Here is a 13,063-nt window from a genome sequence, read left to right as displayed (position 1 = left end):
TTCAACAATTCGGTAGTATTGGGCAGTATGAGCAAAGAAAAACACCATGCGATTCCCGCGTGCGATCCCGTTTCGGGCGGACCGCTGGTCATCAGCGAGCTCACCGCGCCGGAAAGCGGCGTGACGATCCGGGGCACGTTCGACATTCCGCGCTATGCGAGGCTCGATGCCGAGCAGGCGCACTTTCTCGAGACGTTCCTGCGGTGCCGAGGCGTGCTGAGCACCATGGAGGGGGAGCTTGGGATGAGCTATCCCACGCTGCGAAGCCGGCTCGACGCCTTGCTTGAAGCGCTCGACCTGGCTCCGGTGAAAGAGACCGCCGCCCGGAAGACCAAAAGCAGCGATCGTCAGAAGATTCTCGACCAGTTGGAACGCGGCGAAATCAGCGCCGCGGAGGCCAAGAGCAAGCTCAAGGGAGGCAACGCGAAGTGAAGGAAGAAGTCCGCAGGATCATGAAGTTGGTCCAAGAAGGGAAGTTGAGCGCAGAAGATGGCGCCGAGTTGATCGACGCTTTCCTAAGCGCCGAGAGCTCGGAGGGTGCCGAGGCCGAGGAGGCCGCGGGCGCCACGCCCCCACCGCCGCCGCCCGAGGCGACGGCAGGCATGAAGGATCCGTTCAAGAACCTCGTCGACGCGATCGACAAGCTCGGCCGCGAAGCCACCGACTCCGTGAACTGGAACGAGGTGTCCAAGCAGGTTCGCAGTTCGGCCAAGAAGGGCCTCGAAGGGCTCCGGATCGGCGTCGAACAGATCAAGAAGGGCCAGTTCGGCTGGCCATGGTTCAGTGCCGTCGAGACCAAGGAGCTCACGATGCCCCTTCAGGTATCGGAGGGCAAGTCGTTGCGCATCGAGAACGCGCGCGGCGACATCAAGGTCGTCGGGGGATTCGACGCGGGCTCGGTCACGGCCAAGGCGCACGTCCGGGGCAACGATCCCGACGAGGCGCGCGTCAAGGCCGAGGAGTACACCCTCATCCTCGAGGAGAGCGACAGCCAGATCCTCATTCGCCAGCCCGACGTGTCCGGCCTGAGCGTGGACCTGGAGGTCCAACTTCCCAACGGAGTGGCACTCTCGGTACACGCCGAAGCCGGTGATGTGAGCATTCTGGACACGAGTGCGGGCTGCCGCGTGATCAACCGGTCGGGCGACATCCATCTGCGAGGGCTGAATGGGACCATCGAGGTGACCTCTCAGAGCGGCGACCTGCTCATCGAGGAGTCCACCACCAGCGGCCTCGTGGTCGAGAACAAGTCGGGCGATCTGAAACTGCGCGGACTGAAAGGCAACCTGAATGCCCGCACCGCGAGCGGCGACGTCCTGCTCGAGAACTGCTCGGGCAAGACGATCTCCGTCGAGACGGTCTCGGGAGACGTGCGCGCCGATATGCCGGAGGCCATCACAGGCAGCCTCAACGTGCGGACGGTGAACGGGTCGGTCGACCTGAGCGTGATGGACGGCTCGGACTGCCGCGTCGCCCTGTCCACCCTGCGCGGAGCGGTGACCTGCGAGCTGGAGCTTGAGGACGAGGCCCGGTCCGAAGGTCGGATCACCGGCCATCTCGGCGAGGGGGGCGGCACGCTCGACGCAAGCGCGGTCAGCGGCGACATTTCGCTGAAGCTGCGCGACTCCGGCCCGAACGGCGTGTAGCTTGGGCACGCCCGTCCAGCGGGCGTGGCACCCGTGTCTGCGTGTAGTTTGGGCACGCCCGTCCAGCGGGCGTGGCACCCGGGTCTGCGTGTAGCTTGGGCACGCTCGTCCAGCGGGCGTGGCACCCGGGTCTGCGTGTAGCTTGGGCACGCCCGTCCAGCGGGCGTGGCACCAGGCTTTGGTGAACGGCGGGGTGGCTTCGGCCACCCGCCGACTCTCCGACGGTATCCTTCCCCCATGGGCTATTGGCTGATGAAGTCCGAGCCGGAGACGTACGGCATCGACGACCTCGAGAAGGAGGGCGTGAACATGTGGGAGGGTTGCCGCAACTACACCGTTCGCAACTACTTCAGGGACGCCATGAAGATCGGAGACAAGGCGTTCTTCTACCACTCGAACTCGAATCCAAGCGGCGTGGTTGGCACCATGGAGATAGTGAGCGAGGCGTACCCCGATCCCACACAGTTCGATGAGTCCAGCCACTACTTCGACCCCAAGAGCCCGAAAGACAACCCCCGTTGGTTGGTGCGGGACGTGAAATTCCTCTCCAAACTCAACCGCGTGGTTTCGCTTGCGGAGCTCCGTGAGACGCCCGGACTCGAGGAGATGCTGGTGATCCGCAAGGGCCAGCGTCTGAGCGTTCTGCCGGTGACCGAGAAGGAGTGGCAGATCGTCCTGAAGCTGGGGGAGAAGTAGGAGCTACCCGTCGAGGTGGCGCGCCTTGCGGAGATCCTCCGCAAATCGTTCGGGCTCGGCGGGCGAAAGCACGAGCGTCCGATCCTCGAACCGCAGGATCACGGTCTTGTGCATGTCGGTGACCCAAGCTCGGAAGGATCCCTGGGACCGACTCCAGAAGTAGCCCGAGATCGAGAAGAGCCCTCCGTTGCCGAACGAGCGGATGCTTCCGCGCATGGCGTTGGGATCGGCGACCACCTCCTTCAGGCCCTGAAGGCCGATTTCCGTCCGCCACAGGAGCCGGTGGATGAACAGCCGACCCGACTCCAAGCTGTAGCCTCGAATGGTGAACAGAAGCGACCCGAAGAGCGTCGCCAGAAGGCATGCGGCAATCACGTACTGCCCGCCATGGAGCGGCGCGACCGAGACGAGCACCGTCCCGCCAAGGAACACCAGCGTGCTGAGCGCCGAGATGACGATCAGCGGCCAACCCCACGGCGCTGCGTAGGTTCTCATGACCCCATTATGAGGTCCTTCAGGCGTCTTGAAGGGCCGCGATGCCCGGAAGGACCTTGCCCTCGAGAAACTCCAGACTCGCGCCGCCTCCGGTGCTCACGTGGCTGACGCGGTCGGCGAATCCGAACTGCTCGATCGCAGCCGCCGAATCTCCGCCTCCCACGATCGTGGTGCCGGAGCACTCCGCCATCGCCTTGGCCACGCCGCGCGTCCCATGGGCAAAGGCCGCCATTTCGAACACTCCCATCGGACCGTTCCACACCACGGTCTGTGCCGAGCGGATGACCTCCGCGAACGCTTCGGTGCTCGCTGGTCCGATGTCGGCGCCCAGTTCGTCGGCCGGGATCGAGTCCGCCGCGACCACGTGGTGGGGCGCATCGGGAGCCAACTCCCCGGTGGCGACGACATCGGTGGGCAGCATCAGCTTGTCGCCATGGGCCTTGAGCGTCGCCGCGGCGTACTCCAGATGCGATTCGTCCAGCAGGGACTTGCCGATTTCGAAGCCCTGGGCTTTGAGGAAGGTGAAGGCCATCCCGCCCCCGATGATCAGTCGATCCACCTTGGGGAGAAGGGCATCGATGACCGCGATCTTGTCCTTGACCTTGGCTCCCCCCAGAACGGCGACGAACGGGTGCCCCGGCGACTCGAGGGCGGTGCCAAGGAAGTCGATCTCCTTCTGGACGAGAAAGCCCGCGGCGCCTGGCAGCAGGTGGGCGACGCCTTCGGTCGATGCATGGGCCCGATGGGCGGTTCCGAACGCGTCGTTCACATACGCCTGGGCCGGCTTGGCAAGTTGGGCCGCGAAGGCGGGGTCGTTCTGTTCCTCCTCGGGATGGAAGCGAAGATTCTCAAGAAGCACGATCTGGCGGGGATGCAGTTCGAGACAAGCCTCTTCCACATCGGGACCGACGCAGTCGGGAAGCAGCGGGACGGGCTGCCCTAACAGCTCGCCGAGGCGTTCGGCGACGGGGGCCAGCGAGAGGGCGGGTGTCACGCCCTTCGGGCGGCCCAGATGACTGCACAGGATCACGGACGCGTCACGCCCCAGCAGATAGCGGATGGTGGGGAGCGCTTCGACGATCCGACGATCGTCGGTAATCGCACCGTCTTGGAGCGGAACGTTGAAATCACACCGCACCAGCACTCGCTTGCCGGTGACATCCATGTCGGAGACGGAGAGTTTGTGGAATGCCATCGCGTGCTGAAGTTACCCGCTTGGACGGCGGGTGCGAAAGCAACAAAAAAGGCGGCGCCCGAAGAGGCGCCGCCTTCCCTCGAAAGCCTATCCCCCGGGGGGAATGGCGTCCGGTGGAGCTCCGCTGAGGATATCCCCGGCGTCGGGATTTGTCGTCTGGGCCTGCTTCGCAGGCTCCTTCGGCAAATCGGTGGGTCCGCGGGTCGCGCCTCTCGGCGCACCCTCCTTTTGGATGTCCAGCGTGCCAATGCTCTCCTCAGCCGGAGGGGCAAACGATCGGTAGATCGAGAACCCCGCGACGAGAACGGCGATCGCGGCGATGATGGTCCAGGTGAGCTTCTTGCTGTCGTCGTTCAATTGAACCTGCCTAGCTCTTCTGGAACCGGTCGCTGAAGTGGATGAGGTTCTTCGCGCCCGCAGCGATGGCGGCGGCATCCCACGGCCACTGCATGATGCTCGTGCGCTTGAGGGACTTCACGTGGCCGTCCGCAAAACCAAAGTTCATCTGGCTTTGGTGGATCCCCATCGTGATCTTCTCGTTGCTCTGTCCACACCAGTTGATGGTGATGTACTGCGGATAGTCGGGCCATGCCGGGTTGGCGATGTCTCGGTTGTTCCAGCGCCAATAGGATTGGTACCGACCGTAGGAGATCGAAGTCCACAGCTCGTACATGATGATCGTCCCCGCAGGGGCGCCCATCTGCGAACCGTTGACCGAATCCTCGGTCTCGTAGTACGCGCACGTGCCGAACGTATCGGTGTCCTCGTAGGTTCCACCCTGGTGGTGCGTAAACGAGTAGCTGATATCGAACCACGTGCCGCCAGGACCCGTGCAGTCGTCGCGGACGACCGGATCGCTCGGGCACTTCCAAATGCCCTGGTTCTTTATGTACGGCATCAGCATGTCTTCGGCGCCGATCACCTGGTCGCACGTGATGTCGTTCGAACAGGCCGAATTAAACGCGCCGTTGCGAATTCGATGGAACTTGTCATCGAAGTCGGTCAGGTACATCTGCGTCGCCAGCAAGATTTGCTTGTGGTTCGAAACGCACGTGATCTTCTTCGCGGCGGCTTTCGCCTGCGCGAACACAGGGAACAGGATCGCAGCGAGGATCGCGATGATCGCGATCACCACCAACAACTCAATGAGCGTGAATGCAACTCTTTTTTTCATCAAAACCCCCTCAAAACAGGATGATTGCGGTTTGACCCGTCGAGGATCCCTTACAGGATAACACGAATCCGGCGCCAACGAACACCTGGCGGAGGTTCGATGGCGCAGCCCAGGCATTTCGACCTGGTGGTAACCTTCGCGCATGCAGCGCTCGACCGTCTCCACCCCCAACGCCCCGGCGGCGATTGGGCCTTACAGCCAGGCGGTCGCCGCCGAAGGCAGGTTCCTGTTTCTCAGCGGCCAGATCCCGTTGCGCGCGGACGGGTCGCTGGTCGAGGGCGAGGTGCGCGACCAGGCGCATCAGGTCGTACAGAACCTCAAGGCCGTGCTCCAGCAGGCCGGCTTGGGACCCCAGAACTTGGTGAAGACGACGATCTATCTCAGCTCCATGGACCACTTCGGCGTCGTGAACGAGGTTTATGGGGCGATGTTCGATGCCGAACCGCCGGCGCGGGCCACCGTTGCCGTTGCCGGCCTTCCCAAGGGTGTGGACGTTGAAATCGACGGCATCGCCGTCTTCTGAGGTGAAGCCGTGAAGCACGTCGTCTCTGTGAGTCTCGGTTCGAGCAAGCGCGACAAAGTCCACGAGGTCGAGGTGTTGGGCCACGCTTTCCGCATCGAACGCCGCGGCACCGACGGCGATCTCGACAAGTTCGCCGCGTTGTTCACCGAACTGGACGGCAAGGTCGACGCGTTGGGAATCGGCGGAGCCGATCTTTACGTCGTCGTGGGAGAGAAGCGCTACACGTTTCGCCAGATCGCGAAGCTGGTGGCGGGGGCCAAGACCACCCCCGTCGTCGATGGATCGGGCCTGAAGCACACGCTGGAGCGCGAAACGATCCGGACGCTCCGACGCGAAGGGACGGTCGCGTTTCAAGGCCTGAAGGTCCTGCTCGTGTCGGCGGTCGACCGATTCGGCATGGCTCAGGCCTTGGTGGAGGCCGGTGCGGACACGGTCTTCGGCGATCTGATGTTCGCGATCGGCGTGCCGATCCGGGTGCGCAGCTACCGCACGGTGAAGTGGATCGGCGCCTTGTCGCTGCCTCTGATCACCCGGTTGCCCTTCAAGTGGTTCTATCCGACGGGCGAGAAGCAGGACTCCCGCACGCCCAAGTTCGAGTGGGCCTTCCGGGAAGCAGAGCTGATTTGCGGGGACTGGCACTTCATCAAGCGGTACGCGCCCGACGACTTGACGGGAAAGACCATCTTGACTCAGACGCTGCGGAAGGCGGACCTCGAGTGGCTGGCCGGGGCGGGAGTGAGCCGGGTGATCACGACGACGCCCGTGATGGGGGGCGAGACGTTCGCCACCAACGTCATGGAAGGGGTGCTCGTCGCCGCGCTTGGAAAGCGCCCGGAAGCGTTGTCGGAGTCGGACTACCTCGAGGCCCTGGAGCTTCTCGGATGGAAGCCGAACGTGCTGGAGTTGGCAAAGCCTGAGGTACAGTCGGGAACCTTTTAGGTTCACCGGAGAGCCCGCGATTTGACCAAATTCGCCTTCATCGTGCACCCGCTGACCCCGCGGTCCGCCGCGCGGAAATACCCGATCTTCCGCTACCTGCCGGAGCGCCTGATCGAGGCGATCCTCAAACGCAAGCATCCCATCGTGGTCAGCGAGATACGGGGCGTTCGGTCCATCACCGGTGCGGAGACGGTCGGCTGGTTCATCGGGTGTCCGCTGACCCCCAAGCAGATGACGACGCTGCCTCTCGAGTTCGTCTACAAGCGCATCGGAGAGTGCTGCAAGTTGGCGGAAGGGCTGGGCGCGCAGATCATCGGCCTCGGCGCCTTCACCAGCGTCGTGGGCGACGGAGGCATCACGATCGCGCAGCGCACGCCCCTCGCCGTCACGACCGGCAACAGCTACACGACGGCCACCGCGATCGAGGGCACGCTCCACGCGTGCGAACTGCTCGGAATCGACCCTGGCGCGAGCGTTCTGGCGGTCGTCGGCGCCACGGGATCGATCGGCAAGACGTGCGCGATCGTCCTCGGGCGGCGGTTTGCCCGCACGATTCTCATCGGCCGCGACTTGGATCGTACCCGCGCCGCCGCCGAGCAGGTGGAGGGTGCCGAGGCGACCACGGACATCGCCCGCATCCGTGAGGCGGACGCCATCATCACCGTGACTTCGAGCGACGCGGCGGTCATTCTTCCGGAGCATCTGAAGCCGGGGTGCATCGTCTGCGACGTGGCCCGCCCCCGAGACGTCTCGGTGCGCGTCGGCAGGGAGCGTCCGGACGTGCTGGTCATCGAAGGCGGCGTGGTAAGCGTGCCGGGGGACGTGGAGTTCGGTTTCGACTTCGGCTTCCCGCCCAAGACGGCTTACGCGTGCATGAGCGAAACGATGATGCTCGCGCTGGACGATCGGCCCGAGAGCTTCACGCTCGGGAAGGACGTATCGGTCGAGCAGGTGGAAGAGACGCTGCGGCTCGCGGCCAAGCACGGATTCGCGCTGGCGGGATTTCGGTCGTTCGAGCGCGCGGTGGACGAAGAGGCGATCCAGCGCGCGCGGAACGCGCGCAAGCAAGCCGCCAACGCCTGTTGACGCCCAGGGTCCCCCTGGGAGTGCGCGCGCTCGCGCGCCGCCCTTCCCAGCCGAGCTTGCTCGGCCGACGGAACTCGCGGCAAGCCGCTCGTGGACAGGGCGACGAGCAAGCTCGCGCACTCCCAGGGGCAGCCCCCGGCGCAAAGCGTGTGGGAGTGCGCGCGCTCGCGCGCCGCCCTTCCCAGCCGAGCTTGCTCGGCAGACGGAACTCGCGGCAAGCCGCTCGTGGACAGGGCGACGAGCAAGCTCGCGCACTCCCAGGGGCAGCCTGACGTCAGGCGGCTTTGCGGCCGGTCTGCTCGGCGGGGAACAGCTCGTACACCTCGGCGCTGGGCGCCGCGGGATGGGTCGCTTCGTCCCAACCCGTTTCGGCTTCGCCGGCCGTGGCCGTCAGCCACTTGTAGAAGACCACGGCGCACAAGGTGTAGAGCACGATCAACAAGGCCATGTCGGAGTTATTCCCGATCGACGGCCGAATCTAGAACTTCACCTGTACCGGTTCTCGCTGCGTCGCGTCCTCGATCTCGAACAGCTCCTTCGGCTTGAATCCTCCCGCGGCGGCGAAGATGCTCGACGGAAACTGCTCGGTCTTGGTGTTGTACGCCGTGACGATGTCGTTGTAGTACTGCCGTGCGAACGAGATCTTATTTTCGGTGCTGCGAAGCTCTTCCTGCAGGGTGAGCATGTTCTGGTTGGCCTTCAGATCGGGGTAGGCCTCCGCCAACGCGAAGACGCCGCCGAGCGCCATGGCCACCTGGTTCTCCGCGGCCGCCTTCTCCTTGACACCGGTCGCGCTGAGCGCCGTGTTGCGGGCCTGGATGACCTTCTCCAGGGTGTCCTGCTCGTGCTTCATGTAGCCTTTCACCGTCTCGACCAGGTTTGGAATCAGGTCGTAGCGGCGTTTGAGCTGCACGTCGATCTGGCCCCAGGCGTTCGAGGTCTGCTGGCGGAGGGAGACGAGGCCGTTGTAGATGCCGATGCTCGCGAAGAGCACGACGGCGAGGATCGCGATCAAGACCCAAATCATAGTGTGCGGTTACTCCTGCCCTGCAAGGGCTGGAATGGGTTACGACTTCGTGTCGGGAGGGGTTGCAGAGAGCCTCTCGAGGCGGATCGGTTCGCGGTCGAAACCGCGCGGATCCGAGTAGAGGAGCGCCCCGTCTTCGAGGGGCGTCAATCGAAGTTCCTCGTTCATCGCCTCTGCCGCGGACCCCTGGTCGGCGATCGGTCGATCGAGGAAGCGGTCGACCTTGAGCAGGGCGATGCCTTCGTGGACGTGGAACGATCCGGACTTGGGGAGTCCCGCCTCGAAGAGGTCGAAGGTGCCGTTGGGGTGAAGCGTCACCTCGACGCGCCCCAAGGTGGCGGCGACCGTCGGGTTGTCCCCCGCGTTGGGAATCGGGCGCTGGCCGCGCCACGTTCCCTCCCACTGGAACGTCGGGCCCGAGCGCGAGCAGGCGAGCAAGACCAGCGCCAACACGCCCCCGAGGAACACGACCCTGCCGGCGGATATAATCGGTCCGATGCCCGCCATCACTCCCGAAGTGTACACGTCGATGGGACTCACGACCGGCGAGTACTCGCTGATCCTCGAACTGCTGGGCCGCGAGCCCTCCTACACCGAATTGGGCATGTTCGCCGTGATGTGGAGCGAACACTGCGGCTACAAGTATTCGCGCCCCGTGCTCGCGGCGTTCGCCAAGTACAAGGAAGCGCTCGAGGGCCAGGGCTTTGAGAACGCCGGGGTCGTGGACATCGGCGACGGCCTGGCCGTCACCATGAAGGTCGAATCCCACAACCATCCGTCGGCGGTCGAACCCTACCAGGGAGCTGCGACCGGGGTCGGCGGGATCATCCGCGACATCCTGACGATGGGAGCCCGCCCGATCGCGTCGCTGAACTCGCTTCGCTTCGGGCCCATCCGCGACGGGGAAGCGCCCCCCGACGTCGTGCGCCGCAACCGGTACCTTTTCGATCACGTCGTCGCTGGCATCGCGGGTTACGGCAACTGCGTGGGCGTTCCCACCGTGGGCGGCGAAGTCGCCTTCCATCGCGATTACAGCGGCAACCCGCTGGTCAACGCGATGTGCGTCGGGCTGCTGCGCCACGAGGAGCTCACCACGTCCGGAGCGGCCGGCGAGGGCAACCCGGTGCTCTATCTCGGGTCTGCGACGGGCCGCGACGGGATCCACGGCGCGACGTTCGCCAGCGATACCTTGGACGAGGAAGGCGAGTCCAAGCGCCCGAACGTCCAGATCGGAGACCCCTTCGCCGAGAAGCAGCTCATCGAGGCCACGCTGGAGGCGCTCGCGACCGGAGCCATCGTCGCTATCCAAGACATGGGCGCCGCGGGGCTGACGTGCTCCACGATCGAGATGTCCGCCAAAGGCGGCGTGGGGATGAAGGTCGATCTGGACCTGGTGCCCATGCGCGAGAGCGACATGAGCGGCTACGAACTCATGCTCTCGGAAAGCCAGGAGCGGATGCTCGCGGTCGCCAGCCGTGGCCGCGAGGGCGAGGTCATCGCGATCTTCGAGAAGTGGGGCGTTCCCGCAGTGGTGATCGGGCACGTGACCGCCGAGCCGCTCACGGTCGTCACCCGCCACGGCCACGTCGAAGCCAGCGTGTCCGCGGAGCTGCTGGCCGATCGATGTCCGACCTACGAGGCCGAGGCGACAGAACCCCAAAGCCACCGCGACGCCCAGCGGTTCGATCCGCGGACGCTCCCCAACCGGGATCCCGCGGAAGCCCTGGTGGAGCTGCTCGCGCATCCGAGCCTTGCGAGCAAGCGATGGGTGTACGAGCAGTACGACCAAGACGTGCAGACGCAAACGGCCGCCGGCCCCGGCTCCGCCGACGCCGCCGTGCTTGCCCCGCGTGGAACGCAGCGCGGGCTGGCACTGACCCTCGACGGGAACGAGCGCGTCGTGCGCCTCGATCCCTTCGTGGGGGGGCAGCTGGTCGTGTGCGAGGCGGCGCGGAACGTCGCGTGCACCGGCGCGCGGCCCAGGGCCGTCACCGACGGCCTCAACTACGGAAATCCGCAGAATCCAGAAGTGTTCTGGCAGTTCCGGGAGTCGGTCCAAGGCATCGCCAAGGCGGCAGAAGCGCTGGGGACGCCCGTGATCAGCGGCAACGTCAGCTTCTACAACCAGAGCGACCGCGGCGAGATTCCGCCGACACCGCTCATAGGGATGTTGGGTGTGATCGAGGACGTCGATCAGGCGCTGCGCCTGGCGCCCCCCGTGGGCCAGGGCGCGCTGGCGCTGCTCTCCGTTCCCGAAGTCGAGGTGCGGCAGGGTGGTCTTGGCGCCAGCGCATTTGCCGCCCTGGTCTGCGGGCAGGAGGATGGACTGCCGGTACCACCCTTCCTGGAAGGGGAGGTGCGTCTCCACCGGTTCCTCGAGGCGCTCGCGACCCGGGGACTCGTCGCGTCGGCGCACGACGTTTCGGAAGGCGGCGCAGCGTTCGCCGCCGCGGAAATCGCGATGGCCGGACACTACGTGGAGGCGAACCTGGAAGGGCCCGCCTTCGCCTACGCCGAATCGGCCACCGAGGCCTTTTTTGGAGAAATCCCGGGGCGGGCGCTGGTGGCGCTCGATCCGGCGCGTCTGAAGGAGGTGGAGGAGCTCTGCGCCGGGCACGGGCTCTCCATGCAACTCCTCGGCACCTACGCTCCGGGAGATGGGCTTGCCCTCGCCGCACGGGGCCAATCGATCGCGATCGATGGCGTTCGAATGCGCGCCGCGTACCAGGGAGCGATCCCCTCGCTCATGGCGTCGGGGCCGGTCGTCGAATCCGGGGGCTATGTAAAATGAGTCATGCTGGTTGGAAATTGGTCATGAAGAACTTCCTGCTTTCCCTCGTCGTCGGCGCGCTGGCGCTTGCCGGTTCGCCGGCCTCTGCGCAGGAGGACGCGCGCCAGATCCAGCTCCAGGTAGTGGACGCGGTCAACCTCTACAAAAGCAACAACGTGCAGGCGGCCACGGAAGCGTTCGAGCAGCTCTACGCCAAGCACCCCGACCACAAAGACGTGCTCGCCTGGCTCGGATTCCTCTACCTCCGCGGCGATCGCGCGAAGGAGTCCGTCCCCCTCCTCGAAAAGGCGGCCGCCATGCGCCCCGACGACCTCGAGGTCATCAACAATCTTGGGAACGCCTACCTCGCCACGGACCAGCTCGACAAGGCGCTCGGCCGGTACACCCAGATCACGGAGATGAAGCCGTCGATGTTCGAGCCTTGGTACAACATCGGCAACATCCACCTTCGGCGAAAGAGCTGGGACGAGGCGATCCGCGCCTACACGAGGGCCACCCAACTCAGCCCGAACGACCCCTACGTGCACAACAACCTCGGGGTGGCCTACGAAGGCAAGCAGATGGCCGATCAATCGGCACTCGAGTTCGCCAAGGCGTCGAACCTGGTGAAGGACAACGCGACGTTCGCCCGCAACGCGGGGTTCGCATACCTGCGCGTTCGCAATACCGCCACGGCGCTCCCCTATCTCGAGCGTGCGCACGACCTGAACAAGAAGGACGCCGCGCTCACCATGGCGCTGGCCAACGCCTATACCGCCTCGAACCGAAAGCTCGAGGCGCTCGCCTTGTACGAGACCCTGGGCGAGCCCATGCAGAACGACGCGTCGTTTTGGTACAACCTCGGCGTCCTCAGGTCCGAGGCGGGCGATCCGCGCGGCGCGTACGAGGCCTACCACAAGGCCCTCGAACTGAACCCCACCGATCTGGACACCCTGAACAACCTCGGGCTTCTGGTCTATCAAAACGAAGATTACGAGCAGGCCGTGACCCACTTCGAGAAACTCGCCGGGCTGGCACCGGATCAGATCAACTACAAGATCAGCCTCGCCGCCGCGCGCGCCAAGGCCGGCCAAATCGATCGCGCGGTGGACGAGTGGAAGGAGATCCTTCACGTGGTTCCTTCCCACACGCGGGTTCGGTTGAATCTCGCCAACGCGCTTTGGCAGCGGCAGGACTACGACGGGGCCCGCTACCACTACAGCCAGGTGCTGATGATGGAGAAGTACGACAAGTCCGCGCAGGCCGAAGCGCACAACGGATTGGGCCTCTACCAACTGCGGGCGTTGAAGCTCGACGAGGCCGAGGGGGAGTTCCGCTCCAGCATCCAGCTCGACTCGAAGTTCGGTCCCGCGTACAACAACCTAGCGCTCGTTTTGGAGAAGGCGAACAAGCGCCCCGAAGCGATCAAGGTTCTCGAGCAGGGGGCGAAAGTCGATCCTGAGAACGAAGAGATTCGGAAGAACCTGGCGCGCATGAAGGCGGGCTGAGAGC

The 13,063-nt window shown here is 64.9% G+C and carries 15 protein-coding genes; 8 read left to right on the top strand and 7 right to left on the bottom strand.

All coding sequences use genetic code 11. The annotated features are described in order from the left end of the window. Window positions 1-27 precede the first annotated feature (27 nt). From M9921_13640 to M9921_13630, 3 genes are all read left to right on the top strand, one after another. A complete protein-coding gene (locus M9921_13640) occupies window positions 28-432 on the top strand; it encodes a DUF2089 domain-containing protein (GenBank protein ID MCO5297886.1) in 405 nt (134 codons plus the stop codon). A gap of 20 nt (window positions 433-452) precedes the next feature. Then, complete coding sequence (locus M9921_13635) at window positions 453-1,646, top strand: DUF4097 domain-containing protein (GenBank protein ID MCO5297885.1); 1,194 nt, start codon at window positions 453-455, stop codon at window positions 1,644-1,646. 237 nt (window positions 1,647-1,883) lie between these two features. Beyond that, window positions 1,884-2,342 (top strand): EVE domain-containing protein, encoded by a 459-nt coding sequence (locus M9921_13630; protein ID MCO5297884.1) that lies wholly within the window; start codon window positions 1,884-1,886, stop codon window positions 2,340-2,342. 3 nt (window positions 2,343-2,345) lie between these two features. Here M9921_13630 and M9921_13625 read toward each other — a convergent pair whose 3' ends face one another. From M9921_13625 to M9921_13610, 4 genes are all read right to left on the bottom strand, one after another. Beyond that, the gene (locus M9921_13625) at window positions 2,346-2,837 is read right to left on the bottom strand and encodes a PH domain-containing protein (GenBank protein ID MCO5297883.1); all 492 of its coding nucleotides are present in this window, start codon (window positions 2,835-2,837) and stop codon (window positions 2,346-2,348) included. 19 nt (window positions 2,838-2,856) lie between these two features. Further along, on the bottom strand, window positions 2,857-4,032 hold the full coding sequence (locus M9921_13620) for a phosphoglycerate kinase (protein MCO5297882.1): 1,176 nt from the start codon (window positions 4,030-4,032) through the stop codon (window positions 2,857-2,859). A gap of 87 nt (window positions 4,033-4,119) precedes the next feature. Further along, complete coding sequence (locus tag M9921_13615) at window positions 4,120-4,389, bottom strand: photosystem II reaction center protein PsbN (protein MCO5297881.1); 270 nt, start codon at window positions 4,387-4,389, stop codon at window positions 4,120-4,122. Window positions 4,390-4,399: 10 nt separating this feature from the next. After that, complete coding sequence (locus M9921_13610) at window positions 4,400-5,206, bottom strand: prepilin-type N-terminal cleavage/methylation domain-containing protein (GenBank protein MCO5297880.1); 807 nt, start codon at window positions 5,204-5,206, stop codon at window positions 4,400-4,402. A gap of 142 nt (window positions 5,207-5,348) precedes the next feature. On the opposite strand from M9921_13610, the gene M9921_13605 reads away from it, so the two are divergent. From M9921_13605 to M9921_13595, 3 genes are read left to right on the top strand one after another with little or no spacing between them, the layout of a single operon-like run. Next, a complete protein-coding gene (locus M9921_13605) occupies window positions 5,349-5,729 on the top strand; it encodes a Rid family detoxifying hydrolase (protein MCO5297879.1) in 381 nt (126 codons plus the stop codon). A gap of 9 nt (window positions 5,730-5,738) precedes the next feature. Further along, window positions 5,739-6,668: a hypothetical protein gene (locus M9921_13600; protein ID MCO5297878.1), complete on the top strand. Its 930-nt coding sequence runs from the start codon at window positions 5,739-5,741 to the stop codon at window positions 6,666-6,668. A gap of 21 nt (window positions 6,669-6,689) precedes the next feature. Continuing rightward, window positions 6,690-7,754: a hypothetical protein gene (locus tag M9921_13595; protein ID MCO5297877.1), complete on the top strand. Its 1,065-nt coding sequence runs from the start codon at window positions 6,690-6,692 to the stop codon at window positions 7,752-7,754. A gap of 274 nt (window positions 7,755-8,028) precedes the next feature. On the opposite strand, the gene M9921_13590 is transcribed toward M9921_13595, so the two are convergent. The 3 genes from M9921_13590 to M9921_13580 are packed head-to-tail and all read right to left on the bottom strand — an operon-like array spanning window position 8,029 to window position 9,288. Next, entirely contained in the window at window positions 8,029-8,202 is a 174-nt protein-coding gene (locus M9921_13590) for a hypothetical protein (GenBank protein MCO5297876.1), read from the bottom strand. 30 nt (window positions 8,203-8,232) lie between these two features. Then, on the bottom strand, window positions 8,233-8,781 hold the full coding sequence (locus tag M9921_13585) for a LemA family protein (GenBank protein ID MCO5297875.1): 549 nt from the start codon (window positions 8,779-8,781) through the stop codon (window positions 8,233-8,235). Between the two features lie 39 nt (window positions 8,782-8,820). Next, window positions 8,821-9,288, bottom strand: coding sequence for a hypothetical protein (locus M9921_13580; protein ID MCO5297874.1), 468 nt, complete (start codon window positions 9,286-9,288; stop codon window positions 8,821-8,823). Here M9921_13580 and purL point away from each other — a divergent pair. Together purL and M9921_13570 are read left to right on the top strand one after the other, a co-directional pair. Then, window positions 9,278-11,572: a phosphoribosylformylglycinamidine synthase subunit PurL gene (purL, locus tag M9921_13575; protein ID MCO5297873.1), complete on the top strand. Its 2,295-nt coding sequence runs from the start codon at window positions 9,278-9,280 to the stop codon at window positions 11,570-11,572. The two genes, M9921_13580 and purL, sit on opposite strands and share 11 nt — an antisense overlap. Window positions 11,573-11,595: 23 nt before the next feature. Continuing rightward, window positions 11,596-13,059, top strand: a complete 1,464-nt coding sequence (locus M9921_13570; protein ID MCO5297872.1) for a tetratricopeptide repeat protein — start codon at window positions 11,596-11,598, stop codon at window positions 13,057-13,059. The last annotated feature ends 4 nt before the right edge of the window (window positions 13,060-13,063 follow it).

This window comes from Fimbriimonadaceae bacterium (genome assembly GCA_023957775.1).
Lineage (GTDB): Bacteria > Armatimonadota > Fimbriimonadia > Fimbriimonadales > Fimbriimonadaceae > JAMLGR01.
The sequence above is the reverse complement of the archived record's forward strand: the minus strand, read 5'-3'. Positions and strand labels throughout refer to the sequence as shown.

Coding starts and splice junctions, on each gene's coding strand:
- M9921_13640 (MCO5297886.1), top strand. CDS start 28: ATGAGCAAAGAAAAACACCATGCGATTCCCGCGTGCGATCCCGTTTCG.
- M9921_13635 (MCO5297885.1), top strand. CDS start 453: ATGAAGTTGGTCCAAGAAGGGAAGTTGAGCGCAGAAGATGGCGCCGAG.
- M9921_13630 (MCO5297884.1), top strand. CDS start 1,884: ATGGGCTATTGGCTGATGAAGTCCGAGCCGGAGACGTACGGCATCGAC.
- M9921_13625 (MCO5297883.1), bottom strand. CDS start 2,837: ATGAGAACCTACGCAGCGCCGTGGGGTTGGCCGCTGATCGTCATCTCG.
- M9921_13620 (MCO5297882.1), bottom strand. CDS start 4,032: ATGGCATTCCACAAACTCTCCGTCTCCGACATGGATGTCACCGGCAAG.
- M9921_13610 (MCO5297880.1), bottom strand. CDS start 5,206: ATGAAAAAAAGAGTTGCATTCACGCTCATTGAGTTGTTGGTGGTGATC.
- M9921_13605 (MCO5297879.1), top strand. CDS start 5,349: ATGCAGCGCTCGACCGTCTCCACCCCCAACGCCCCGGCGGCGATTGGG.
- M9921_13590 (MCO5297876.1), bottom strand. CDS start 8,202: ATGGCCTTGTTGATCGTGCTCTACACCTTGTGCGCCGTGGTCTTCTAC.
- M9921_13585 (MCO5297875.1), bottom strand. CDS start 8,781: ATGATTTGGGTCTTGATCGCGATCCTCGCCGTCGTGCTCTTCGCGAGC.
- purL (MCO5297873.1), top strand. CDS start 9,278: ATGCCCGCCATCACTCCCGAAGTGTACACGTCGATGGGACTCACGACC.
- M9921_13580 (MCO5297874.1), bottom strand. CDS start 9,288: ATGGCGGGCATCGGACCGATTATATCCGCCGGCAGGGTCGTGTTCCTC.
- M9921_13570 (MCO5297872.1), top strand. CDS start 11,596: ATGAAGAACTTCCTGCTTTCCCTCGTCGTCGGCGCGCTGGCGCTTGCC.